A 24,758-nucleotide genomic window follows, 5' to 3' on the forward strand; every position below is an offset into this window, starting at 1 on the left:
ATCATATTTAAAACTTGCCTATTATATATCTTTATTTAAAAAATACCAAATAGTTTTTTAAATGTCGACTATTATGAAATGTTTTTCAAGAAAATCAAGAAATCATTAACAAATTTTTAACTCTTCGCTCTATCCACCGAATGGACGCAATTAAGTGCCCTTACCGCTGTGATTAAACCGACAAGTTGCTGTGTACCTTTAATCTCAATATCAATCAGTAATTCAAAAAAATCCAGTGAACGACCGACTACTTTTATATTGGTAATATTAACATCCTGTGCGGCGATACAGCTCGTGACCGCTGCCAGCCCTCCGGTTTCATTAGCCACTACTACCTTAATTCTTCCGACATAAGCTTCATCTCCAGTACCTTCCCAGCCTACATCTATCCACCTTTCCGGTATGCTTGAGAAGTTCTCCAGCATCTCACAATCCAGCGTATGAATAGTAATTCCTTTCCCTGTGTTTACGATCCCGACGATTCTATCGCCCGGGAGCGGATGGCAACAACCTGCAAAGTGCACTGCCATGCCGGGAATCAAGCCTTTTATAGGCAAAGATTGGCTTGCCTCTTCTTTTTTAGGTTTAAAGCGTAGTAGAGAAAGAGGATTTAAAGATTTACGTGCAGGTTTTTCTTCCGGATGAATCGCCCTCAACACTTCAAGCCTGTTTAATATACCGTCTCCCACCGAAACTAAAATATCTTCAATAGTTTTGCATTGGAACTGTTCGCAAATCGGTTCAAGATCTTTCTCTTTATATTCTTTTCCGGCTTGCTCAAAAGTTTTAGTTAAAATAGCCCGACCGAGATTAATATATTCTTCCCTCTGTTTAGAGCGAATGAATTTTCTGATTTCCGCTCTTGCTTTGCCTGTTATAACGATTTTCTCCCAGGTTGGAGAAGGCATCGGCACTTTAGAGCGTAAGATATCGACTTGATCACCGTTTTCAAGCTCGGTTTTAAGCGGTACTATCCTACCGTTAACCCTGGCTCCGATACAGCTTAAGCCTACATTAGAGTGAACGGCAAAAGCAAAATCAATCGGGGTGGCGCCTTTAGGCAGTGCAATTAAATCACCTTTGGGAGTGAAGCAGAACACCTGATCATAATACATCTCAAGCTTAGTATTCTCCATAAACTCTTCGGGAGAGGAGGCATTTTCTAAAATATCCAGGAGTTCTCGTACCCATCTGAACTGGGTGCCTTCATGGCCGTAAGGATTATTTTGTTTATAAGACCAGTGAGCTGCAAAACCAAGTTCGGCAACTTCATGCATCTCATAAGTTCTGATCTGAATTTCAATGCATCTGCGCTCCGGACCCATTACGACCGTATGCAGGGATTGGTAGCCGTTAGCTTTCGGTGTACTTATATAATCTTTAAAAGTTCCCGGTATAACATGGTATTTGGAGTGCATTACCCCAAGTGCATGGTAACAATCCTCAATATTATCAATTAAAATTCTGAAGGCAATAATATCGGATAATTGTTCAAAAGTAACATTCTTGCGTTCCATCTTACGCCAAATAGAGCAGGAAGTTTTTTCTCTACCGTGTACCTCTGCTTTTATTCCCGATTGAGCAAGTATACCGGTAATTTCGTTAACAATAGTATCTACCAGAGAGCATCCTTCTTTTCTGAGGAAAGTCAGTCTGCTTAGGATAGATTTCCTCATATCCGGATGCAGCTCGGCGAAAGCTAAATCCTGTAATTCATTTTTAAATTTATGGATACCGATTCTTTCAGCAAGTGGTGCATAAATCTCCATAGTTTCATGAGCGATTCTAAGCCTTTTATCATCACTGCCCATATAGCTTAGAGTGCGCATATTATGCACTCTATCGGCAAGCTTTACAAGAAGAACCCTAATGTCCTTAGAAATTGCCAGTAATAATTTTCTGAAATTTTCAGCCTGCTTAACATTTTCCGGTTGGTTTTCAATTTTGTTTAATTTAGTTACTCCGTCGACTAGCTTAGCTACTTCCTTGCCAAAGGTTTTTTCAATGTCTTCAATGGTTACATGAGTATCTTCTACGGTATCATGCAGTAGAGCGGTTATAATTGAGGCGGTGTCGATGTTTAAATCCAGTAAAATATCAGCAACTGCAAGCGGATGAAGAATATAAGGCTCACCGGAAGCGCGAAACTGTGGCTTATGTGCTTCATAAGCCATATTAAATGCAGCCTCGATTTTAGCTACCTTTGCTTTAGATTTGGATTCTGCGATCCGCTTAATTAATTTTTCTTTTTCCTGTAAAACAATCGGTTCCATCTAAGCGCCTTATATAGGAGTAGTAGTACTCTATTAATTTACATTATAATTAATCACAAGAAAAGAAAACCTTAGGAAATTTTTAAACTCAATTTGCAAAAGTTTTTATTTGGGTTAATAGTATATAAAAAACTATTTGATTAAGGGATTATGAGTTTAAGTCAACTTCAATTAGATGAAATTAGAGAAGCAAAGCAATTTAAGAAACAAACCTCAAGAGCAACCGTAGATGCACTTGAAGAAATACTTTTTGAACCGATCAAGGTTTTGGATCACGGCTTTGTAAGAGTAATAGATTACATGGGTGATGATTCTGCAATCGTCCAAGCGGCAAGGGTTTCATACGGTAAGGGTACTAAGAAAATTAATGAGGATAAAGGGCTTATTAATTACTTAATGCGCCACTGGCATACCACCCCGTTCGAGATGTGTGAAATAAAGTTGCATGTAAAACTTCCTATATTTATTGCAAGACAATGGATAAGGCATAGAACTGCAAATGTTAATGAATATTCCGCTCGTTATTCTATTTTGGATAAAGAATTCTATATCCCGGCACCGGAAAATTTAGCCATGCAATCACATACTAACAGGCAGGGTAGGGGAGGAGTTTTAGAGGGCGAGGAAGCAGCCAGAGTACTAGAAATTTTAAAAAATGATTCCGAACAAAGCTATAAGCATTATATGGAAATGCTTAACCTTAACGAGGAGACTAACGAAGTATTAGATCCGAGCCGTGCAGGGCTTACTCGTGAACTTGCCAGGATGAATTTGCCGGTGAATTATTATACTCAATGGTATTGGAAGGTGGATCTGAATAATCTTCTTCACTTTTTAAGGCTTAGAGCGGATGCGCATGCTCAATTTGAGATTAGAGAATATGCTAATGCTATTATTTCAATCTTAGAAAAATGGCTACCGCTGACTTTTGAAGCATTTAAAAATTATCGTTTGAATTCAGCCTCGATTTCCGAGCAGGGCATGGGTGTGGTAAAAAGAATGCTTGCCGGCGAAAAGGTAACTCAAGAGTTAAGCGGTATGTCTAAGCGTGAATGGGATGAGCTTATGATGGTACTTGAAAAGTAATATAAATTAATACGTTAAATTATATTTTATTTTACCTGTCTTCTTCTAAAGAGTAGAAATAGTATAGATTATAATGCTTTAACTGAAAGTATTAAAATAAGTTTAGTTTACTTGAAAAGGAGGTTATTAAGATGAAAGCTTTAATTCAAAGTCCTGAAAGTATAATAAATAAAGAAATTGAAAAAGCCTGTTATGAGGCAATGAGGTTAGTTTTAGAAGAAAACTATGAGTTAAAAAATGACTATGATAAGGTAGCCAAGATTGAGCAGGGAATGAAGAAAATTTTTGTTCCCGTGCTAGCATCATCAATTCTTAATAGGTTAAAAGTTGAGGAAATATCTGAACCTATGATTGCACGTGTGATTTCGGCAGGAGATGAAGCAGGGGATGGGAAGGGTAGTTTAAATAATGCGCTTGAAAAAAACATATTAGCTCAACTTGAAAAGCTTTCAGGCTCAGAAAATTCTGAAGAGCAAAAAGAAGCAGTAAAAAGCTTTGATGATTTTTATAAAGAAATGGCTAAAGATTATAACGCAAAATGTAATCAAAGAAGATTACTTGTAAAAGAGTGTATTTCCCAATCTAGTCCGAAAATAGGTAATTTCGGATGTTTGTTAATTTACTCCATAATAGGAGCTACACTCGGTTCGGCTCTTACTTACTGGAATGAATATAAATCACAGGAAGCATATTCCGTAGCCATTTATGGTGCTGTTGCACTTGGAATAACTTCGCTTTGTACAATTGCTTGGAATACGCTTTTTCCGAGTAAATCAAAAGAGCAATTATTAACAGAAGAAAGTATACTTAATATGAATGAGGTAAAAAGTAAATATTTTAAATGTGTAAATGAATTTGTCGGTGCTTATAAACATGAATGCTCTTTGCTTAAAGGTGAAGGCGAAGGCAAAAAAGTTAAAGAGATTACAGAAGAAGTTTGTTCAGAAAAAATGAATAAATGGAAAGATAGATTGGAAGGATTGAAAAAAGCTGTTCAGGGTAATGAAGGGCACGTTTCATCAAGTAGAGGATAGTTAAATACAACTGTTAAAATCATAAAGCATGAAAGTCTGCCCGATTCTTCGGGCACCTTTGCATTTTGCTATATGTAACTTCTTTTCCTTAGGCAGTAGTTTAAGTAACGGGATACTAATTAATAAGTACCTTGAGTTGCCGAAATTTATATTAAAGTTTTTATGGTGCAGTTCTATCTGATAAAGTACATATTCTTTGAAACCAAAGAACCCGGGATCAGCAAGGCCTGAGTAGTAAAGTTTTAAGCTATCAATATTATTATGAACCTCAGGAAAGGTAAGTGCATATTCCAGCTCTTGACCTATATCAAAATCACTATCAATTAAAATTTCTTCTCCCCTATCCTGAGCCATAAAATTAAAATAAGCTACATAAAACGGGTGGGATAGAGCTGTGGTAACTAAGTAGGCTGTAAGTAAAAGAATAGTTACTCCTTTTATAAATAGTGATCCCCTATTTAGTAAAAAGTCCAGTGAGTAGCCTGCCGTAATACAAAGAAACGGGAAAATCGGTAATAAATGCCTAAGTCCTATATTCATGTTGAAAGTTGTGCTTGCTAAAAGCAGCGTAAATATCACGATAACCGGGACTACTACTTTCCAATTTTTTTGGCTGATAAATATTTTTATTAATAAGCAGCAGCCCAATAGCCCTAAAGCTAAAACAAGTAGGGGAGTCTTAAATAAAGCCGCAGCAGGGAAGAAATACCAAACTCCTTGAAATAGTAAAACTTTACCGAAAATATACCCGGCATAGACATAAGCGATACGGTCACTTAAATCTGATAAGCCATGAAAAAATTCAGGAAACGGTAAAATTTTTACGGTAAATAATTTATTGACCAAGTTTTCGCTTAATCCTAGATCCGATAAGACGGCTTTTAAGGCGCTTACTTTTTCAGGAGTTAAAAAATAAGGATAAGATAAAGTTGCAAGCTCAAAATTATAAGTATACCAAATTGTAATGAAAGTAATTATGCTGATTAATATAATTGATGTAACTCTTGCTCCGTTAAACCCTCTTGAAACTTTGCCGGTTGCATAGTCTTTAGCAAGTATGACGGGTGCGGCAACCATTAGAAAAAAAATAGCACCCGAAAATTTTGCTACCACAAGTAGCGCAAAAGAAAAGCCAAGCAATAAAGTATTTTTAAATGAAGCACTCTCTAACCAATTCAGTAAGGAAAAAATCGTGCAGACTAATAATGCACACATCGGCATATCGGTAGTGGCAAGCCCGCTATTTGCAAGTATTATCGGAAGTGTGGTATAAAACAAAATTGAGTATAATGCAGCATAGCTACCTATATGATTTTTAACATATATAAATATGACTAATCCGCAGAGAAGAAAATAAGGCAGTATGCCTAAGCGGCTTAAAAACACCATTTTCTTATAGTTATCATGGCTCTTAGCAAAAAATATCTGCTGACCGCCAAGGTTCCTTCCTTCAAAGCTCTGCTTATAACCGCTATTTTCATTGAAGGGATGGGAATACTTAGTATAAAATTCTTCACTCAAACTTGCTCCTCCCAGATAAGGAAGAATTGCAACCGATAACCTTGCCAGCGGTGGATGCAGAGCTTCTAAATAATAAGTTCCGTTCTCAATCAGTTCTAAACCGGTTGCAACATGCACTAATTCATCAGGAGAAATAGTAAGCTTATCATATGTTAATATAATCCTTATGCTTCCTACTAAAAGAAGAATAAAAGCTATAAAATACAAAAGTTTATTGGTTGAGGTTTTCATTGCTTGCTAATTTGAATTAAAACGATAATACTCAAATAAGTATAAAAATAAATTATTTCTTTTATTTTTTAAAATATGCAACTTGACCTATTAAGATTAATCAATAAAATAAGCGGTGCCTTTAGGATACTATGGCCGAGTAGCAAAGTGGTAATGCTGCGGATTGCAAATCCGCCACTCGTCGGTTCGATTCCGGCCTCGGCCTCCAAAATTAAAATCCTTTTTTTATTCCTTGTTTTCTTAATTCTCTCCAATACTTCTTATTCGAAAGAAAACTTATTTAGAGACCCGCTTATTAATGCGGCAAATAACGGCGACCTGGCCATGGTAAAAAAAATTGCAACTTCAGGGTATCCACTTGATATACAAGGTGAAATAAATGCCACTGCTCTGATAAGAGCCGCCTATATGGGGCATACGGAAGTGGTGAGATATCTGCTTAAAAAGGGAGCAAACCCTGATCTACAGGATATGGGAGGTGCTACTGCTTTACACTTTGCAGCTAGAGAAGGCCATTATGAAATAGTAAGTTTACTAATTGATTATAGCGTTTATGGAGAAATCCCTGATTTTGAAGGATATACTCCTTCCATGCGAGCTATACTCAATGACCGCGTTAAAGCATTCGAAGCACTGCTTAATACTCTCGACTTAAAGAGGAAAAATGATAAGGGAGAGGATATATTAACTTTAGTTAGGCGATCATCTGGCACAAAGATTAAAGAACTGGTTAATAATAAACTAGCCATGAATAATTCTGTTCTAAATCCGGTACCTGAAGCTAGTTTAAGTACTGAAGAAAAAGTAATCAAAAATAAAAAAAATATCATTATAACGGATGACGGAGATAAACCGAAAGGCTCTTTTTTCAGCACCATTCGTCAAAAAATATTTAAGGCTAAGCCCAATACTATACCGGATGATAATAAAGTGATCATTACAATTGATAATAGTTTTGATAGCTACATAGCGCAAAAATCTTCAAATAAAATTAAACTCAAGAAAGCAAGAAAAGTTAAAATTACTGAGGCTGTAAGGGTAGAAGATAGCTCAGAATAAGTAATATACTTTTAGTTCGAAGCGGCTGTAAGGCAACTTATAAATATTAAAAAATAATTAAAATTTGAAGCACCCTCTTTATTTATATAAAATTTTAGTTATGATACATATAGATGGGTAAGAGGTTAGAGGGTTAATGGAGTTTTTAAAGAAGCTGGGTGCGGCAAAAATCTCTGCTATTATTGGTGCTGCAATAATAGTGATAGCTTTCTTTATTTTTCTGGTTTTTAAAATGTCTTCGGCGGTTTTAACTCCGCTTTATTCAAATCTTTCGATAGAAGATGCAAGTATGATCGGAATGAAATTGCAATCAATGGGAATAAAGTATGAGAACAACACAGAAGGTACTGAGATAAGCGTACCCAGTGATAAGCTTTTAATGCTTAGAATGATGTTCGCTCAAGAAGGGCTTCCGACTTCCGGAAATATTACAGGTTATGAAATTTTTGATCGTAATGATGCATTAGGTACTTCGCAATTTGTCTATAACGTTAATTTAGTAAGGGCATTGGAAGGTGAATTGGTGCGAACTATCAGCAGCCTTAACCAGATTGAAAATGTAAGAGTGCATCTTGTTATACCTAAAAAAGAATTATTCTCAAAAATCGGTTCCGAGCCTTCAGCATCGGTAGTACTTAAAATGAAAGGGAATCAAGTGTTAAGTAAGCTTGAAGTGGCTTCCATTGCCAATTTGGTCGCAACTGCGGTGCCCGGACTTAAAATTGAGAACATAACTATAGTTGATAACCTCGGTAGGCCTTTGAAATTGGGGGCTGAGGATACGAGTGCGGCCAATCTTGCTTCTACTGCAATGGAAATGCAGCTCAATATAGAAAATAAACTCAAGCAGGAAATTGAAAACTTACTGGAAAGAACGATCGGGATCGGAAAAGTTAAAGCTAATGTTGCCGTAGATATGGATTTGGATCGTGAGGTTATCAGCTCAGAGATTTATGACCCGAGTAGTCAAGTAGTGAGATCGCAAAAAAGCAGTGAAGAGAATGAAAATGATACAGAGCCTAGCGGTGTGGTCGGTGTTTCATCAAATATTCCGAATGCTAAGCAAGGGACGGCGGCAGGCAGTTCAAGACAGCGCTCAAGGACTGATGAAATTATCAATTATGAAATTTCAAAAACCGTCAGTAATAAAGTTATAGAAAACGGAAAGGTAAAAGCCTTATCGATTGCAGTGCTTGTTGACGGTAATTATGAAATCGATCCGACTACCAAGCAAATGAAATATAACGAAAGAAGCCAAGCTGAATTAGATAAAATAAAATCGCTGATTATTTCAGGTGTCGGAGTAAACATTACGAGAGGTGATAAAGTAGAAGTTATAAATATGCCTTTTGCTACCGATTTCGTTGATGCTCCCGTTAAGGAAGGAATGTTTGATTTCATTAAAAATGATATACAAAATATCGTCCAAACGGTGGTAATCGGAATAGTGCTGATATTAATGGTTCTTTTAGTAATAAGGCCGCTTGTATTGCGTTCCTTAGAAAAAGCTAAGAGTGTAATTCAAGAACAAGGATTAACCTCTGATGTTATGGCAAGCCTGGAACAGGAAATGAAAGGAATGGCTAAAGGATTAGCTGATACGAAAAACATGGCTTTGGGGAATGGTTTAATGTCGGGAGGAACTAATGCCGGCACCGACCAAACTACTTTGGAAGAGCAAAAGCAAAGGAAAGAAGGGGTGACTAAACGATTTAACGAACTCGTTGAGAAAAACCCGGAGGAGACGGTATCCTTGATTAAAAACTGGATATACCAAGAATAATAAGGGGTAGGGAGAAATGAAAAATAAAGGGGTTGAAAAGGCGGCAATGTTAATTATGACATTGAATGATGACCTTGCTACTAAGATATTTTCAATGCTTGAGGAAAGTGAGATTAGAGAAATTTCTTTAGCAATGTCGAATTTAGGAAGTATTCCTCCCGAATCAATTGAAAAGTTAATTAGTGAATTCAGTGTTGAGATTACCGAAAACCTATCATTAGTCGGAAATATAGAAAATACGGAGCGCTTCCTTAGAAAAATATTAGGTAAAGATAAGGTAGATGCAATCCTTGAAGATATCAGAGGCCCAGCGGGTCGGAATATATGGGATAAACTCGCCAATGTCGGAGAAGAGTTGCTCGCTAATTATCTAAAGAAGGAATATCCGCAAACTGCAGCCTTAGTTTTAAGCAAGCTTGACCCTGTGCAATCTTCTAAAGTTCTTAGTTTATTTAGTCCCGAGTTTGCTTTTGAAGTAATTAAGCGGATGCTGGTTATGGATACGGTTAAAAAAGAAGTATTAGAAAGAGTAGAGAAAACTTTAAAATCAGAATTTATAAGTAGCCTCAGCAAAACCCAAAAACGTGATAATAATCAAATTATAGCTGAAGTATTTAATAACTTGGAACGAAATGTGGAAGAGAAGTTTATGGGGATGCTTGAGGAATATAGCGTAGAAGCGGCAGAGAAAATCAGAAGCCTGATGTTCACCTTTGAAGATCTTAAGAAAATTGAAGGCAACGGTATTCAAACCGTGCTTAGAGTTATTGATAAATCTAAACTTGCGCTCGCATTAAAAGGAGCTTCTGAAGTAATCAGAGATTTGTTTATAAAGAATATGTCGCAAAGGGCTGCTAAAATATTATTAGAGGAGATCGAAGGTATGGGTCCGGTGAAATTGAAAGATGTTAATGAAGCACAGACTGCAATCATTAATTCGGTCAAGGAATTAATCAATAAAGCTGAGATAGAGATTGCAACCGGCGAAAACGGCGATCAGATGGTGTATTAATATGACAACTGCAAGGTTCCCGTTTACTGAATTCGGAGCGTCATCTTATATTCTTACTAATGATGACAATGCTTTATTATTTAATGATAATTCAGAAGTTGAGAAAAAAACAAATGATGATTTAAAAGATATATTTTATTCTCAAAAAGATTTAGAGGATGCGAAAAAGCAGGCTTTTAAAGAAGGCGAACTCCAAGGGATCGAAAAGCAAAAAGGATTAGAAGAGCAATTTAAACATACAATCCTTACTACGCTTAATAGTATAATGGAAAAAATTAATGAACTAAGTTTGAATATTAATTCCGATCAGGATGGGTTAATTCAAGGTTGTGCCGAGCTTGCTTTTGCTATTGCCGATAAAATTAAAGGAAGCGCTGAACAGTCAGCTGATGAAAACTCTATTATTAATTTTATAAAAGATAATTTTAACCATTTTGCCGATGAGCCGGTATTAAATATTAAATTAAACCCGGAAACTTATTTACATATTAAAGATGAGATAGAAAAAGCGTATAGTGAGCATAATTTTAAAGGAAGTTTAATGTTTGCTATCGATCATAGCTTAGGTAGAGAGGATTGTGCGGTTGAGTTTCAAGATGCATGCATTAAAAAATCCAAACAAGAAATCATTGCCGCTTTAGATAATATATATGCAAAATATTTTAAAGCAGAAAAATATGAAAATGATGTTGAAAATAATTTAAAACAAACTGAAAATAAAGAATAAATGGTAGCAGTTAACGAGGAGCATAGTATATGACGGAAAATACGGAAAATTTAGGCAGCAGCCTTGAAGGTGATATTAACTTGCAAGTAGTATATGATATCCCGCTACAGATTTCAGCAGTGTTGGGCAAAGCTGAAATGAAAGTTAACCAACTGGTTAAGCTTACCCGCGGAGCGGTAATCGAGCTTGATCGTAAGGTCGGAGATGCAATTGATATTTATGTTAATGACCGCTTGGTAGCTAAGGGGGAAATAGTGCTTGTTGACAATAAAATCGGTATTACTTTAACTGAGCTTATAAACAAAGAATAAAACTTTCTTAGGCTTACCATAAGTAAAGAGAATTTATATTATACTTACAAGTGATATGAGATATATAATTTAAAAAATTGCGTTAATTTAAATAAGTGGTAGCGGAGGAGGGACTTGAACCCCCGACAAAAGGAGTATGATTCCTCTGCTCTACCAGCTGAGCTACTCCGCCGTAATGATTTCAGAAGAGAATCTAATAACAATTTGCTCTTTTTGCAACTGCTTTTTTATATTTTAGGGACTAATATGCTCTATTCTCATACTTCTTAACTCTAAAGCGAGCGTATTGAACGAAGATTTTCAACTATCGGAGAAGAGTATTCCTCAAGAGAACTAAAGCGGATTGTGCCTTCATAGCCTTGGGATTTGCTAATCATTGAAAATAAGTTTCTTATCTCTTCTTCAAAATCGAAATTGAAAATAGTTTTGGACTTTAACTTTAAGAACAACAAAGTAATATTTTTATTCTTGGTAAATAATCCGTCCAATACTATTTTCCCCGACTGCACGGTATCAAGTTCAATTATAAAGCGCCTGACTAATTCTTTGGGTTCTTGTATAGGCTTCTTGATAAAAAATTTTATGAAATATAATATTTCGTTATGAATGATGGGAGCAATTATAACTTGCCACGGCATGTTTAAGCTTAGCTCATATATGCGGCCGGTAACAATTTGAATTTTTTCTCCTAAATTCTCCTCCTCTACTCTTGCCGGTTTCTTTTGGAAATTAACTAATAAAATTTGTGCAAGATTGATAGCTAAAAAATCATCATCGATATCAAGCTTGAGTTTTAATAAATCTAAATAGTCAATAGGTGGAGCGGATCGGGGAATAGGCTTATGTTCCATACTATCCAGAAACTGTAGCATTTCATTTAGGTTATTAAGCTTTAAAGCTTCAACTTCCAAAGGTAAAATTGCACTTAATTCAAGATAAATAAAATCCTCGTTTTTAAACTTCAGTTCATGATTACTGAAAGTAAAATTGCCGATAATAGTTTCTAAGATAGCTTCGCTAAATTTATCGTTAGAGTTTATTGTTGCAGATAAAATTATTTTATTTTCCGAAGATAGGTATATTACCGATTCGTCATACTCGGTGATTTGCAGCAATTTAAATTGAAATTTGCTTCCTTCGTAAAAGATTCCTTCTAAGTTGCTTATATTTTTAGGCAGATGGCCTGAAATGACTTCTAAAATATTAGGGTTGTCAGTAATTAGTTTTAAGTTTCTTTTATTGACCAGTATTGCATGTATAAATTCAGGGGTTTTATCGATTTTAAACGCTTGCTCAACATAGGTGTTTTTTTTGTATGGTTTATGTCTCCGTACCAGGTTAAAAGTCGTAAACGCAGCTTTATTTTCAGAATTTAGAGCGTAAATCTTGAGCTTAACGTCCTCCCCCTGTATATAAGGCTCAATAGTCAGTTCCGTGCCGGTCTCATAATTTAGCTTTGATTTAAGTATCACTTCACCAAGCGCGGTTTTTACCGTAATCTGTTGTTTATCTACGCTTACAACCAGTCCTTTAATCCGTGTTTTAGGTTTTTGTCTTATCAAGCTTTGCGGAAATGAGGTTATCAGGTTTTCATACCCTATCGGGTCGATTGGTCTTATTGGGCGTATGCCGGTTATTTGATCTGACTCATCCATATCAATTATAGTGCATAAAATATTTATAAATTAATAAAATTAAACCAAAGCTAATCGGGATGCTTAAATTATCATCCATTTTAAATTTTTTGGAATAAAGCTCAACAAGCGTAGTAACTGCAGATGCTATAACCAGAATAGTTAAACTATAGCCGATCTTCTGTAACATAAATACATATAAAACCTCTGAAATAATTAGAGCGGAAATAAAAAATGTAATGCTTCCTTCTAATGTTTTATTATATATAGGACGTTTGCCTATGCTTTTACCGACTATTGCGGCTAAGGTATCTGAAATGATTAAAATACTAAAGCTAATTATAAAAATTTCCGCATCAAAAATAAATGAGCAAAGGGCAGCAGAAATCATCATATAAGTCGCACCGCTCAAATTATTTATTTCATGTTCGCGATAAATAAAATTTAGCTTAATTATATTTAAAAATTTTCTTATTTTTTGACCGACCGGTTTTTTGCTGATTCTTAAACTATCAAATAAAGTGAGTGATAGAGCTAAAGTAAAAAAGACTGCTTGCATGAAACCGATCGGAATGAAAAATAAAGAAAGCGGAACCCATATGGAAGATAAGTGTATGAGTTTCCTAAATATCTCATTAGTTAAATTTTGTTTATGCTGCATTTTTTCCAAGGTATCTTATGTTGTTAATATTTTATAGGAATGATATTATAAATATATAATAGCTAAAAATCTTTTTATGCAAAATTTAATTTATATAATAATTGCGGCAAGCATATTAATACTATTTTTAATAATAGTAATAAGCATTCTTATATCTAAATCCGAGCAAAAGAAGGTGAATAAATTGGTTGAAGAGATTGTTAATGAATCTCCTTTCCGTAAAAGTGACCCTAAAGCAATCAGGCCGCATAATGAACCGCTGGCACGTAATAAACTTGCAGAGAAGTTAAAACAGGAAGAGATGGAATCGGCGGTTAGCATATATAATCCTAAAGGTCTGGACAAACAATTTGAAGACGCTAAGATCGTCGGCCTTGCTGAGCCTAAAGGTTTTTGGTCAAGGTTTATCATGGGTCAGAAAATGAGTTATATTATGGCAAGACTGCAGTTTCAAAATAATTCACCTAATAATGGGTTTTGGACTAATTTAATAAAAGCCCAATCAGCTTCTCAAGGTAAAAGCCAGGGTAGGGGTAGGTAAGGTTTGTAATAGTATTGAAATATAAAATTTGGCTTGATCGCATTTTGCCTTTAGTAATGTGAGCGTTTTTAATCTGACTATGAAGTTGTAATATCTTTGCAACTTGCCTCTCTTCAGCTCCTTCATCCTCTTCTGCCTAATGTTGCCAAGCCTTGTTTAATCAGCTGCTCTAAAGTTATTTCGTTATTCTGATTATATATTTCCGTCAGCACCCTATAAGCTTCGCTACGATTAAATCCTAAATTTGAGAGGGCGGAAAGAGCATCTCCTACTATATTTTGTGATTGTGAGGCAAAAGCGGAGGATTTGTTTGGTGAACCCCCGGTTAAGCCACCGGATAGCGAAGTTATGCCTTCTTTGTTTTGCAGCTCGTTAACAATACGAGAGGCTAGTTTAGCTCCAATCCCTGATACCTGCTTAAAGCTATTATAGTCCTGAGCTAAAATTGCGCTGATCAGTTGGTCGGGAGTTAAGATGCCTAATATGGAAAGTGCCATCCTAGCCCCTACACCTTGCACGGTTTGTAGCAATTTAAACCATTTCTTTTGGGAAGTATTGGTAAACCCGTATAAAGTGAGCTGATCTTCTTTTACAATCATTTCAGTAAGAATAGCTAAATTTTGGTTTATATTAAGGGATGCCAAGGTGCTACCCGCGCAATAAACTAAGTAACCCACCCCGTTTACATCAAGAATTAAATGATCATCTTCTATTGAGTCAATAATTCCGGTAAGTTTACCTATCATATATAAATTCACATAAGTTTTTTATATAGAGCCATAAAAAATGATTTACTGCAATAAAAGTTGTTGAATTATTTGTAATAATAGGCATAATGCAGTTTCATATTGTGCCCGCATGATGGAATGGTAGACATAACGGACTTAAAATCCGTGGGGAGCGATCCCTTGCCGGTTCAAGTCCGGCTGCGGGTACCATTTATTCCTTATTTTTTCAATATTCACATTTTATTAATAAAAATTCTATTTAACTAGTAAATCTTATAAATTATAATTATTTTTATATTATTAATTTAGGTGAATTGATATGCTTAATACCCCGTTAAAAAATACTAATTTAACTCTCTCGTTTCCAATTGAACAAGACCCGGAAAGTGAAACATTAATGATATATAACACGCTTCCTGCGGCATTTGAGAGAGTAAAAGTTGATGTCGGCTTCATTGGCGTGGAACCGGGCGAGCTACAGGAAGAGGGGAAATATGAAAATTTAATTGAACGTTTGAAGGCGGCAGGATTTGATGACGCGGAAACGGTAGCCGGTAATGCAATGGAGTTATCGGAAATCGGAGGAGACATGTGTACATCCAGCTTTTCCACTAAGATGGATTTTAAACGAAATGAAGTAAAAGGTTCTATTAAAAATTTAGTGTTTTGTTTGAATAGACAGCCACAAGTATTACAAGAAGAAATGAAGAATACATTTAAAGATATTAATAAAATGTTTAATTTTGCGATAGAAAATTATAACAATATAATTAGCTCGGGAGAAGATGAAAAAGCTCGTTTTTTTGAAAATCATCCAAACCTAAAAGATATGGTATATCTATTGGACAAAAATGAATTTCCGTATTCTCTACCGCATATATTATTAACCAAAACTAAAGCTGAAGCCGGATATAACAAAGAAATATTGTTTAACGCTTATAATCATGAAAGCGTTCTTAGTGCTACATTTATGCATCAGGATATATTTAATATAATTACCGCTGACTATAAACCGGGATTTACTATTTATGCCTCAAGCGGAGTAAAAAAAAGTGATGATATAGCAGTATCTTTTCCGGACGGGGAGGTTTTTATGGTGTTACCAAGTGAAAGCTCGGAAATTGCGAGGGCAGGTATAGTTCATGAAGCGGCGCATAGTATGTTTTATATGCTTTTTTCAAATGATAATAAACCTTTCGGCAAAAATGATTATTTTATGCAGGAATTATACCTGAAAGCTGAGCGCAGTACTTTGGAAAAACTGGCTGAAGTATTAGGTTTAACTGAAGAAAATTCTGATTTTTCAAGTTATTCGAATCGTGAGCTTATTGACTTGATCAAGAATAAATCCCTACTGGGTTTATTTGCTTTTAAAGAAGCTTATGATCAATTTAATTCAAGTAAAATTGATGACATTCAATTGAGTAATCATGTAAAGGAATTAATTAAAAGATTTAGTGATAAGTCTGAAGAAGATCTGGAAAATATCTACCAGATGACTGGTAAAGAGCAGTCCCATGAAATAATTAAAATTATAAATAACGTGTATAGTAATTACCAAAATGAGATTGGTTCATTAATTTCAAAATTCGGCAATGAGGAACTCATTGAAAGAATTTATGATTTTATTTATAGAGAGTCTCACGAATATGAAGCTGAGCTAATAGTAAGAGTGCCTGAACTATTTACCAAAGGTGTTAATGAGGAGCTGATCAGTTATTATTTTGCAGATATGATATCTTTTTGGAAAACAAATATTTCACCTGAAGTCTCAAAATATTTAGACTCTAATAAGGAGCAATCCGGCTTAGAAGAATTATCTTATAATGAGTTCATCGTATCTCCGGGTGAAAACGAGATCATTCAATAAGTTTTACCCGCTTTATCAATAGCCTAAAATATGTTTTTGTGCGGGAGAAATTATAGTAAATTAAGTTGGATACCCTACATGTAGGGAGTATAGTTGAACTATAAAAAATTAAACTAAGTTTACATATAAATGACATAGTCATTTATACGAGCACGCGTTATAAATGGCGGCTAGGCGCGTGCTTCTTACTGTTCTTATTATCTGATTTTTCAGTTGTAGGCTATATAGTCATATTAAACTTACTTATTATATTTGAATAAATGCGTTAGGTATTCAACTTAATTTACTATACATAATAAAAAAGGGCTCTTATTAAAAGAGCCCTTTTCCAAGTAAGCTTTAATCTTTTTTATTCTATATTGTTATCTTGATTGAAAGCCTTGAATAAAGGCTGAAGTTATGCTTTTAACTTTATCCTTTTCTTCAGTTACCCAATTTTTTTTCATAGGCTTCTTAAATTTTAAGTAACCTATACAAATGAGAATAACAGCTTGCAGTAAAAATATACTTGCAGTTATCGCGGAAGCTTTCAGCTCGGAATAATGAAGTAAGGTTATCGCATATTTATATATATAATAAGACAGATAACACTCCGCTACTATTAAGCTGATAAATCCTAATAACATAAGCACTATAACGCATATAGAAAAATTACTATTTTGCTGCGGGCTTACTATTCTGTTTTTAAGATATTCTAAAACCATATATTTAAGCATATGCCTACTCTTATTTTTTTGAAAAAAGTTTAGCTAGCATTGCACCGACAAGCATTGCAGCAGTGACTGATACCATAGGATGTGCTCTAACTTGATCTTCCAGGCAAGAAACACCTTTTTTAAGTTTGTCTTCGGCATCGTTCATCATATCTTTGGCTTTTGCGCCCATTTCATAAGCTCTCTCTTCAATATTTTCCGCCATTTCTTTACCTCTTTCTTTAAGCTCGTTGTATTTGTTTCCGATATTTTCCGCGACCTCTTTGCCTTTTTCTTTATATTCATTGTATTTATCTTCAGCAGCAGCGCCGGCTTTTTTTGTTGTATCGGCTAGATCTTTTTTGAGGGATTGGTAGTCGTTCTTTAAGTTTTCAGTCTGTTTCATAAACTTATCTCCTATAATTTATTATTGTGTTTAAAACAATATTAGTTAGTAAAAATCGTTTAATGACCTAGATATCATTTGTAAAAATTTACATGATAGTTAGATACCTAGCACACAAATTTATCTTTTACAATTTTTTTTATCAGTTTTTATTATATATATTATAATTATTTAATATTCACTATTTGATCATAGTAGCATACTAGATAAACATAAGTCTCTTTTTTATCCGTAGAGTAAACCCGTTGTATGGCTTAGAGATATTTTTTCTTAAGTTATATTGAGTTGTTTCAACTTCCCGATTGACAAATCAAGAGTACGCTAACAATATCTTTATAAATACTTTTTAACTTAAGCTTTATCCATGCGTAAATTTTTTACTTCTATCATTGTAATAATTATAATACTTTTAATAGCTAACTTTGGTTTTTGGTTTGCACACACCCGTACCATAACAAAATCAGTGGAAACTATGACCAAGCAGCTGGTTTTAAAAGGAGTGGAATTTAAGTATAAAGACATAAAATTTACTAATTTTCTGGCTTGGGATGTAAAAGCGGTAATTGAAAAACCTTCAATAAAATACGGTTCAGGTAAATATTATAATATTAAAAATATGGAGAGAATCGACTTAAGAAGTAACCCCATTCGTAATCGGATAAAAATAATTTTTCCGAATCATCTGCACTCGGTAGCTAACTCCATAAGTCATAAGCAGGAATTACTAATTAAGTTTAAAGATTTTGAAGGTAATAAACGGCCCTTTTTAAGTTTAAAGCTGAACGGATCTCTTGCAAAGCTTAAAGATGAGACAGATACTTCCAAGTTTAATAATCACATACAAGAAATGCTTTATTATAATGATAAGTTTGAAGCATATGATAAAACCAATGAAAATCAGTTATTATTTAGTGGAGACTGCTTTAGTTTTTGGATAGTCAACAAAAATGAAAATAATAGTGCTTCATCGGGTATAAAATTTACTATGCCAAATTTGAAATATAATCCTAACTATGCTGCTAAAGACCCTAAGATGCAATCCAGGCATTTAAGTCAAGTTGAGTTAGGTAATATAAGTTTAGAGCTTGATTTGTTAAGTAATGAATTAAAGCACTCTTCTGATGAAAATGAGAAGAAAAATAAATTATCGCCTGCTTCAAAACCTACAGCTAATACCCATAAAATTGAGTTTAAAAAAGTTGAAATCAGTACCCGGCCTTTCGGTATAACTATTCAAGGAGGGTATGAGAAAATTCCAAGTAATTCTTTCCCTCTATTTAACTTTAAAGTTTATTTAAGAGGATATGAAAAGATGTTGGAAATCTATGCTTCTGAAATCAATAATTATATTGATCAGGTTTCAAGCAATCAGCGTTTAATGCCGATAAAAAAGGTAAATGAGGAGCAGGTTCACACTTTTGCTGGTATGTTAAAGAGACTTTCCGTCGGTGAGGTGGAAAATAAGAATGATATTATTTTAGAGATAATCAGAACACCTGATGCGGCCACAATTTCAGGTAAGCCGATAATGCTGGTGATCAAGCAGATTCAAGCCATTTTCTTTGCTAATCTTCCGGGGCTTAGAGCTTTTAAAGCTCCCGATGAAATAGCGGAAGATAACTCTATCAGTTCGGAAGAAATAATGAATCCTGCTAAGGAAAAATAATTTTATATGCCTTTATATTTAATATATGCGTTGCTTGGGATTTCAATAGGCATGGCTATAACTATAGCTGTGCTTCTTATTAAGCATCAAACATCCTGTAATTTAATCAGGGAGCTTAAGTTTAGTCTTACAAGATTATCAGAAATAATTGAAGTTAATTCCAAGCAGGCCAGGGAAGATAGCTTCCAGCATTTAACTCATACTAATAATTCCATTAGAGATAGCTTGCAAAGTATGGGGCAAATGCAAAAGAATCAATTGGAATTGTTTGGTAAGCAAATTTCCGACCTCACTAAGCTTAACGAAATTAAATTTGATAATATTAGAAAAGATTTATCGGAAAGTTTACATAAACTTCAAACCGACAATAGCTTGAAACTGGAAAAAATGCGTGAAACCGTGGAAGAGAAGCTTCATAACACTTTAGAAACCAGATTGAGCGAATCATTCAAAATGGTGAGTGAAAGGTTGGAAGTGGTGCATAAAGGCTTAGGAGAAATGCAGACACTGGCAAGCGGTGTAGGAGATTTAAAGAAAGTTTTAACTAATATAAAAGTACGCGGTATTTGGGGAGAAGTCCAGCTTGATTCCCTGATCACACAAATGCTTACTCATGAACAATATGAAAAAAATGTATTAGTGATTCCGGAGAAAAGCAATAGAGTTGAGTTCGCAGTTAAATTACCCGGAAAAGAGCTTGAGAAAACGGTATGGTTGCCGATTGACTCTAAATTCCCTATTGAGGATTTTCATAGGTTACTTGAAGCTCAAGAGAAAGGAAGTTTAGAGGAAGTAGAGCAATATTCGAAATTGCTTGAAAGCAGTATAAAATCTTGTGCTAAACTAATATCCGAAAAATATATTCAGCCTCCTCATACTACCGATTTCGCCATCATGTTTTTGCCTGTGGAAACCCTTTATGCCGAGGCAATCAGAAGAACGGGTTTGATTGAATATTTGCAAAGAGAATATAGAATAATTATTACCAGTCCGACTACATTAAGCGCAATTTTAAACAGTCTGCAAATGGGTTTTAAAACTTTGGTAATTGAAAAACGTTCAAGTGAAGTTTGGAAAGTTTTAAGTGCGGTTAAAAATGAATTTTATAAGTTCTCCGATATACTTAACAAAACTAAGCTGAAATTAGACCAGGCAAGTAAGGTGATAGGGGATGCCGAGGTCAGAACCAGGTCAATTCAGCGCAAACTTAAAAATGTAGAGAGTTTATCTGAGAATGATAACTCAGGTGAGCTTCAAGACCTGGTAGAACCGCCGATAATGTAGATATCCTACTTAAATATATTGAATTTAATAAATAATCTGCAATAGACACAGAGGTAGTATTTGAAGAATATTGATAACAGATTACTATAAGGAATTTTATTTATATTAGTTAATATAGCTTTACTATGAGGATTGCTGATTTTTAATCAAAAAACGCTCGAATTTAAAAAATAAGTTTAATAACTTTTTATTATATGTTAAAATTGCAAAGTATTTTGTAATTTTATTTTGAGAAAGAGGTTGGTATGAGAGAAGCTTTTTTTAATGCAGTAAAAAACGGTAATTTAGAAGAACTGCATAATCTCCGTGTGCAAGTACCTGAACTTATTAATAAATTGGATCAAGGGTATATGAAATACAGTACCTCTAATACAATTACAAGTGTACCTCGCACGTTTGGAAGCCAAGGCTTCCTGCTTGCCGCCGTGCATGGGCAAGTAGCAGTAATGGATTATATTTTAGATCTAAATGCCAAATGTATTAATGCTATTGATGATATGGGGGACAGTGCGTTCTTTATTGCTGCTAAGCATGGTAAAATAGAAGTGATGATGCACCTTTTATTAATTGATCAAAATTTAATTGATTCGATTAATATGAAAGGAAAAAATATCTTTCTATATGCTGCCGAGCATGGCCAAATAGAAGTGATGAAATATATTTTAAACAAAAAACCAGAACTAATTAACTCAGTTGACGAAAATAGAGAAAACGAATATTCAGACTATGAGAAGGGATTCCAGCCGCTTAATGCTTGGTCTTCACCTCGTGATATCAATATTGCCGCTTTACTTATGGCTTATGATGTTAAAGGGTTTCTTCCTCCTGCTAAAGAACAAGGGCTCTGGCAAATATTAGGATCAAAACCAAAATCTATATCTTATTTAAGAAGGCAGGAAATCTTACCTGAATGGTTGAACTTATTAGGGTTGCAAAATGAAAGTGAATTTTCTTTGCTAAGAGACGAGGTGACTAATTTCGGTAAGAATTTACTCTTTATAGGAGCTTTCAATGACATGCGCTCAAATCTATTTTCTTTAAATATAAAATATATGCCTAATGAAGTAGTTGAATATATTATAAAAATAGCAGCAAATTCATTAGCAAGTGAGTCACAGTACTCAAACTTACTTTCGGCAATATTAAAAGATAATGAAGCTTTGGTACAGTTAAAGCAAAGGTGTGCAAGAGAAATGCTACAAGAATTTTATCCTCACTTTATTAGAGATCATTCACCTGAGCTAAATTATATAGAAGAATTGCAGAAGGCGAGAAATTTAGATCATATTTTAAAAGCTTCTAAATTTATGGCAGATATTGTTATAAATAAATGTAGAAAACATAATAGTAGTTTTGATAAACTACCTGCTGCGGAAGAGATAAGTAGTTGGATAGCGCCTGTGCTCGGAGGTAAGTCAGAACAATTTGAAAATTATGTATCTCAAGAATTAAGAAGTGATCTTATGAATGTAATGTATCAAGCGTTGATAAAACATTACAATAAAAGTAAAGAAGAAATTAAGGGCGCAATTATAAGCGGAATTGATGAGATTATAGATGGATGTACTACCACGGAACCGCAATTTTCTCGGGAAATTAAAAATGCTAATAAAAGGGCAGCAGATAATGAAAACACTTCTAGCCGGGAAAGTCATGCGCGTAAAATTAAAAAACAGGATGATAAGGATCGAGGAGATGAAAATAAGGGTAGAGCATTGTAATTATCAATATAAGTTACATTACACTTACTTCTTTTCTCGGCAAATGTGTAATACTTGGATTTAAAATAAGTTCTGAAGATTTAAGGTAAAATTTTACCTTAAATCTTTTTATTCAAACCTGCCGAAGAACTCTTTAATCAGCTGAGTTACCTGGTTATGATCCGAAGAGTGGTTGATAGATGATCTGAATTCAGCTGAGCCATGTAGGCTTGAGCTATACCAGCTAATATGCTTTCTTGCCATCATCATCCCTGCTTGCGTTCCGTAATATGATAATATCTCTTCATAATGTTCCAATAATGTTTCAAGCTTAACGGCAATAGAAGGATCAGGTAGTTTTTCACCTGTTGATAAATAATGAGCTAATTGGTTTATAAGCCACGGTTTCCCGTAAACACCACGCCCGATCATTATACCATCAGCTTTTGATTTTTCTAATGCCTCGTCCGCATTAGAAAAAGTTTTTATATCCCCGTTGGTAATAACCGGAATACTTACGCTGTCTTTAACTTTCCTGATAAATTCCCAATCTGCCGAACCGGAATAGAATTGACAACGGGTGCGTCCGTGAACGGTTATCATTTTTATCCCGACATCCTCTGCCATTTTTGCAAGTTTAGGGGCATTAAGGCTATTATCGTCCCAACCCATTCGCATTTTGAGGGTAACCGGAACCTTCACCGCTCTAACAGTCGCTTCTAAAATTTTAAAAGCTTTATTCTCATCGCGCATAAGCGCAGAGCCTGAGTAGCTGTTAACTACCTTTTTAGCAGGGCAGCCGAAGTTAATATCAATAATTTTTGCTCCCATATCTTCGTTTAACCTCGCAGCTTCAGCCATGATATCAGGTTCACAGCCGGCTAACTGTACGGAAGTTAAGCCTCCCTCCTGATCAAGCGCACACTTTTGCATGGATTGGCGAGTTTGCACGATCATCGCGCGACTTGCAACCATTTCTGTCACTAGTAATGGTGCACCAAACTTTCTTACCATCTTGCGAAAAGGCTTATCAGTAACCCCGGACATTGGGGCAAGAATAACAGGTGAGCTAATTTTATAATTTTCAATGCTAAATGTCATATATGTAACGTTATTGAAAAGATATTTGTGATATAAATGCTACTTATTATTTAAAAATAAATAAAAGTATGGGTTTTAAGCTTGTAAATCATATCTCGATTCATAATATCGCCCAAAATACAGCAAAACATATTGCGGAGCAAGTAAAATGAATAAATTTATAACGGCAACTATTCTTGGGTTGTTTCCCTTAACAGCATTAGCAGGAGACGATTTCGGAGGTTTGAAATTAAAATTAAGCGGTAGCCTTAATACTCAAGCAGGGCATGTTCAACAGAAAAAATATTTTAGGTATAAAACGCCTGGCAAAGCGGATAGTGGTAAACTTAACTCTTCATCAATTGTTAACGATACAAAAATAAAAATTGAAGTTGACGGAGATTATAACGGGTTAAAATACGGCGGCGCAATTAAGCTTTATGCGGATACTTCAAAAGCTAAAAACGGATCTAAAGATATTGCCGACAACGTAATGACTTATGTTGAATCAGGTTTTGGAAGAATTGAAGCGGGAAGCCACGGCGGCGCGACCGATAAAATGAAAGTTTCTGCGGTAAGCGTTGCAAAAGCTACCGGCGGTATCGATGGAGATTATAAATTCTGGATCCATGGAAATACTTCACAACTTGAGGCTAATCCAGATCCTGTTAAGCCGGAATATGAAAGTTATGAAGATATTTTTGTTTCTGATCCTTATTTAGCAGTCGGGACTGAAATCACTTCTAAAGCTAATAAAATTTCTTACTATACTCCTTCATTTAACGGTTTTAAAGCCGGTGTAAGCTATGCTCCGGACTCCGAAGCCAAAGGTACGATTGAAAATGCGAAAAAGCATACCCGTAAAAACGACAGAGGCTTAGGTTATACTAATATAGTGGAACTTGCACTCCAGTATGAGCAAACTTTCGATGACCTTGAATTTAACACATCTTTCTTATATCAGCACGGGAAAGCTAAAAAGTATATTGTTAACGGAGTAGAAAAAGGCAGGAAGAAATTAAATGCTTGGGAAGTCGGTGCTCTTATTAGATACCAGAATTTTGCGGTTGCAGGTTCTTATATCGATTGGGGTAAAACCGGGGCTACAACCGCTAAACTTGCCGGACAAAAATACGGGGCTTCTCTATGGAACGTAGGAGCAGCATATGAGACCGATAAATTCGGTGCGAGTGTAACTTATTATGAGAGTAAGCGAGGTGCGACTGTATCGTGGAATAGTGGAAGTGGAAAGTTTTCTGATAATTTAGCTTCCGAGTATAATAAGTTAAAAGTTCTATCTTTAGGGGTGGAATATAAACTTGCTCAGGGACTTATGCCTTATGCTGAAGCAACCCACTTTAAGCATGACAGAGCGGGAACTGTTAAAGATAACAAAGGCCAGGTTTACTTAGCCGGTGTGAAGGTTTCTTTCTAAATAAGACTCATTACTAATATAAAA

At 35.0% G+C, this 24,758-nt stretch carries 21 protein-coding genes and 3 tRNA genes; 15 read left to right on the forward strand and 9 right to left on the reverse strand.

Annotation, left to right across the window (positions count from 1 at the left end; genetic code table 11):
- Nucleotides 1-116: 116 nt before the first annotated feature.
- Nucleotides 117-2,273, reverse strand: a complete 2,157-nt coding sequence (locus NF27_RS03300) for a RelA/SpoT family protein (RefSeq protein ID WP_152606832.1) — start codon at nt 2,271-2,273, stop codon at nt 117-119.
- A 150-nt stretch (nt 2,274-2,423) separates the two neighbouring features.
- On the opposite strand from NF27_RS03300, the gene thyX reads away from it, so the two are divergent.
- Together thyX and NF27_RS03310 are read left to right on the forward strand one after the other, a co-directional pair.
- A complete protein-coding gene (gene thyX, locus NF27_RS03305; protein WP_053332544.1) occupies nt 2,424-3,359 on the forward strand; it encodes an FAD-dependent thymidylate synthase in 936 nt (311 codons plus the stop codon).
- 131 nt (nt 3,360-3,490) lie between these two features.
- Nucleotides 3,491-4,393 (forward strand): hypothetical protein, encoded by a 903-nt coding sequence (locus tag NF27_RS03310; RefSeq protein ID WP_039455728.1) that lies wholly within the window; start codon nt 3,491-3,493, stop codon nt 4,391-4,393.
- Here the strand turns inward: NF27_RS03310 and NF27_RS03315 are convergent, their stop codons facing one another.
- Nucleotides 4,394-6,145: an ArnT family glycosyltransferase gene (locus NF27_RS03315; RefSeq protein WP_039455730.1), complete on the reverse strand. Its 1,752-nt coding sequence runs from the start codon at nt 6,143-6,145 to the stop codon at nt 4,394-4,396.
- A 133-nt stretch (nt 6,146-6,278) separates the two neighbouring features.
- On the opposite strand from NF27_RS03315, the gene NF27_RS03320 reads away from it, so the two are divergent.
- The 6 genes from NF27_RS03320 to fliN all read left to right on the forward strand — a co-directional run bounded on the left by NF27_RS03320 (nt 6,279) and on the right by fliN (nt 11,037).
- Nucleotides 6,279-6,353 (forward strand) — tRNA-Cys (locus NF27_RS03320).
- Nucleotides 6,354-6,388: 35 nt separating this feature from the next.
- On the forward strand, nt 6,389-7,204 hold the full coding sequence (locus NF27_RS11570; protein WP_275574606.1) for an ankyrin repeat domain-containing protein: 816 nt from the start codon (nt 6,389-6,391) through the stop codon (nt 7,202-7,204).
- Between the two features lie 136 nt (nt 7,205-7,340).
- Nucleotides 7,341-8,987: a flagellar basal-body MS-ring/collar protein FliF gene (fliF, locus tag NF27_RS03330; RefSeq protein ID WP_053332545.1), complete on the forward strand. Its 1,647-nt coding sequence runs from the start codon at nt 7,341-7,343 to the stop codon at nt 8,985-8,987.
- 16 nt (nt 8,988-9,003) lie between these two features.
- The gene (fliG, locus tag NF27_RS03335) at nt 9,004-9,999 is read left to right on the forward strand and encodes a flagellar motor switch protein FliG (RefSeq protein WP_039455732.1); all 996 of its coding nucleotides are present in this window, start codon (nt 9,004-9,006) and stop codon (nt 9,997-9,999) included.
- Nucleotides 9,962-10,726, forward strand: a complete 765-nt coding sequence (locus NF27_RS03340) for a FliH/SctL family protein (RefSeq protein WP_152606833.1) — start codon at nt 9,962-9,964, stop codon at nt 10,724-10,726. Before fliG ends, NF27_RS03340 begins: the two co-directional genes overlap by 38 nt.
- 29 nt (nt 10,727-10,755) lie before the next feature.
- The gene (gene fliN, locus NF27_RS03345; RefSeq protein WP_039455736.1) at nt 10,756-11,037 is read left to right on the forward strand and encodes a flagellar motor switch protein FliN; all 282 of its coding nucleotides are present in this window, start codon (nt 10,756-10,758) and stop codon (nt 11,035-11,037) included.
- 96 nt (nt 11,038-11,133) lie between these two features.
- On the opposite strand, the gene NF27_RS03350 is transcribed toward fliN, so the two are convergent.
- The 3 genes from NF27_RS03350 to NF27_RS03360 form a co-directional block, all read right to left on the reverse strand.
- A tRNA-Met gene (locus NF27_RS03350) sits at nt 11,134-11,209 on the reverse strand.
- Nucleotides 11,210-11,309: 100 nt separating this feature from the next.
- Nucleotides 11,310-12,692, reverse strand: coding sequence for a hypothetical protein (locus NF27_RS03355; RefSeq protein ID WP_039455738.1), 1,383 nt, complete (start codon nt 12,690-12,692; stop codon nt 11,310-11,312).
- Between the two features lies 1 nt (nt 12,693).
- A complete protein-coding gene (locus NF27_RS03360; RefSeq protein ID WP_039455740.1) occupies nt 12,694-13,332 on the reverse strand; it encodes a diacylglycerol/polyprenol kinase family protein in 639 nt (212 codons plus the stop codon).
- 76 nt (nt 13,333-13,408) lie between these two features.
- Here NF27_RS03360 and NF27_RS03365 point away from each other — a divergent pair, with 76 nt between their 5' ends.
- Nucleotides 13,409-13,873, forward strand: coding sequence for a hypothetical protein (locus NF27_RS03365; protein WP_039455743.1), 465 nt, complete (start codon nt 13,409-13,411; stop codon nt 13,871-13,873).
- Nucleotides 13,874-13,995: 122 nt separating this feature from the next.
- On the opposite strand, the gene ruvA is transcribed toward NF27_RS03365, so the two are convergent.
- A complete protein-coding gene (gene ruvA / locus NF27_RS03370; protein WP_039455745.1) occupies nt 13,996-14,619 on the reverse strand; it encodes a Holliday junction branch migration protein RuvA in 624 nt (207 codons plus the stop codon).
- Nucleotides 14,620-14,725: 106 nt separating this feature from the next.
- Between ruvA and NF27_RS03375 the strand changes: the two genes are divergently transcribed.
- Nucleotides 14,726-14,811 (forward strand) — tRNA-Leu (locus tag NF27_RS03375).
- Nucleotides 14,812-14,920: 109 nt separating this feature from the next.
- A complete protein-coding gene (locus tag NF27_RS03380) occupies nt 14,921-16,471 on the forward strand; it encodes a hypothetical protein (RefSeq protein ID WP_039455747.1) in 1,551 nt (516 codons plus the stop codon).
- Between the two features lie 362 nt (nt 16,472-16,833).
- On the opposite strand, the gene NF27_RS03385 is transcribed toward NF27_RS03380, so the two are convergent.
- Both NF27_RS03385 and NF27_RS03390 read right to left on the reverse strand, forming a co-directional pair.
- Complete coding sequence (locus tag NF27_RS03385; protein ID WP_039455749.1) at nt 16,834-17,187, reverse strand: hypothetical protein; 354 nt, start codon at nt 17,185-17,187, stop codon at nt 16,834-16,836.
- A gap of 10 nt (nt 17,188-17,197) precedes the next feature.
- A complete protein-coding gene (locus NF27_RS03390) occupies nt 17,198-17,569 on the reverse strand; it encodes a DUF883 family protein (RefSeq protein ID WP_039455751.1) in 372 nt (123 codons plus the stop codon).
- 364 nt (nt 17,570-17,933) lie between these two features.
- Between NF27_RS03390 and NF27_RS03395 the strand changes: the two genes are divergently transcribed.
- The 3 genes from NF27_RS03395 to NF27_RS03405 all read left to right on the forward strand — a co-directional run bounded on the left by NF27_RS03395 (nt 17,934) and on the right by NF27_RS03405 (nt 22,240).
- Nucleotides 17,934-19,235 (forward strand): hypothetical protein, encoded by a 1,302-nt coding sequence (locus NF27_RS03395; protein WP_039455753.1) that lies wholly within the window; start codon nt 17,934-17,936, stop codon nt 19,233-19,235.
- A gap of 6 nt (nt 19,236-19,241) precedes the next feature.
- Nucleotides 19,242-20,519: a DNA recombination protein RmuC gene (locus NF27_RS03400; protein WP_039455755.1), complete on the forward strand. Its 1,278-nt coding sequence runs from the start codon at nt 19,242-19,244 to the stop codon at nt 20,517-20,519.
- A 245-nt stretch (nt 20,520-20,764) separates the two neighbouring features.
- A complete protein-coding gene (locus tag NF27_RS03405; protein ID WP_039455757.1) occupies nt 20,765-22,240 on the forward strand; it encodes an ankyrin repeat domain-containing protein in 1,476 nt (491 codons plus the stop codon).
- A gap of 108 nt (nt 22,241-22,348) precedes the next feature.
- On the opposite strand, the gene dusB is transcribed toward NF27_RS03405, so the two are convergent.
- A complete protein-coding gene (gene dusB, locus NF27_RS03410) occupies nt 22,349-23,320 on the reverse strand; it encodes a tRNA dihydrouridine synthase DusB (protein WP_039455759.1) in 972 nt (323 codons plus the stop codon).
- A gap of 148 nt (nt 23,321-23,468) precedes the next feature.
- Between dusB and NF27_RS03415 the strand changes: the two genes are divergently transcribed.
- The gene (locus NF27_RS03415) at nt 23,469-24,734 is read left to right on the forward strand and encodes a porin (protein WP_039455761.1); all 1,266 of its coding nucleotides are present in this window, start codon (nt 23,469-23,471) and stop codon (nt 24,732-24,734) included.
- Nucleotides 24,735-24,758 lie beyond the last annotated feature (24 nt).

Origin of the sequence: Candidatus Jidaibacter acanthamoeba (genome assembly GCF_000815465.1) — a bacterium.
Taxonomy (GTDB): Bacteria; Pseudomonadota; Alphaproteobacteria; order Rickettsiales; family Midichloriaceae; genus Jidaibacter; species Jidaibacter acanthamoebae.

Coding starts and splice junctions, on each gene's coding strand:
- NF27_RS03300 (WP_152606832.1), bottom strand. CDS start 2,273: ATGGAACCGATTGTTTTACAGGAAAAAGAAAAATTAATTAAGCGGATC.
- thyX (WP_053332544.1), top strand. CDS start 2,424: ATGAGTTTAAGTCAACTTCAATTAGATGAAATTAGAGAAGCAAAGCAA.
- NF27_RS03310 (WP_039455728.1), top strand. CDS start 3,491: ATGAAAGCTTTAATTCAAAGTCCTGAAAGTATAATAAATAAAGAAATT.
- NF27_RS03315 (WP_039455730.1), bottom strand. CDS start 6,145: ATGAAAACCTCAACCAATAAACTTTTGTATTTTATAGCTTTTATTCTT.
- fliF (WP_053332545.1), top strand. CDS start 7,341: ATGGAGTTTTTAAAGAAGCTGGGTGCGGCAAAAATCTCTGCTATTATT.
- fliG (WP_039455732.1), top strand. CDS start 9,004: ATGAAAAATAAAGGGGTTGAAAAGGCGGCAATGTTAATTATGACATTG.
- fliN (WP_039455736.1), top strand. CDS start 10,756: ATGACGGAAAATACGGAAAATTTAGGCAGCAGCCTTGAAGGTGATATT.
- NF27_RS03355 (WP_039455738.1), bottom strand. CDS start 12,692: ATGGATGAGTCAGATCAAATAACCGGCATACGCCCAATAAGACCAATC.
- NF27_RS03360 (WP_039455740.1), bottom strand. CDS start 13,332: ATGCAGCATAAACAAAATTTAACTAATGAGATATTTAGGAAACTCATA.
- NF27_RS03365 (WP_039455743.1), top strand. CDS start 13,409: ATGCAAAATTTAATTTATATAATAATTGCGGCAAGCATATTAATACTA.
- ruvA (WP_039455745.1), bottom strand. CDS start 14,619: ATGATAGGTAAACTTACCGGAATTATTGACTCAATAGAAGATGATCAT.
- NF27_RS03380 (WP_039455747.1), top strand. CDS start 14,921: ATGCTTAATACCCCGTTAAAAAATACTAATTTAACTCTCTCGTTTCCA.
- NF27_RS03385 (WP_039455749.1), bottom strand. CDS start 17,187: ATGCTTAAATATATGGTTTTAGAATATCTTAAAAACAGAATAGTAAGC.
- NF27_RS03390 (WP_039455751.1), bottom strand. CDS start 17,569: ATGAAACAGACTGAAAACTTAAAGAACGACTACCAATCCCTCAAAAAA.
- NF27_RS03395 (WP_039455753.1), top strand. CDS start 17,934: ATGCGTAAATTTTTTACTTCTATCATTGTAATAATTATAATACTTTTA.
- NF27_RS03400 (WP_039455755.1), top strand. CDS start 19,242: ATGCCTTTATATTTAATATATGCGTTGCTTGGGATTTCAATAGGCATG.
- NF27_RS03405 (WP_039455757.1), top strand. CDS start 20,765: ATGAGAGAAGCTTTTTTTAATGCAGTAAAAAACGGTAATTTAGAAGAA.
- dusB (WP_039455759.1), bottom strand. CDS start 23,320: ATGACATTTAGCATTGAAAATTATAAAATTAGCTCACCTGTTATTCTT.
- NF27_RS03415 (WP_039455761.1), top strand. CDS start 23,469: ATGAATAAATTTATAACGGCAACTATTCTTGGGTTGTTTCCCTTAACA.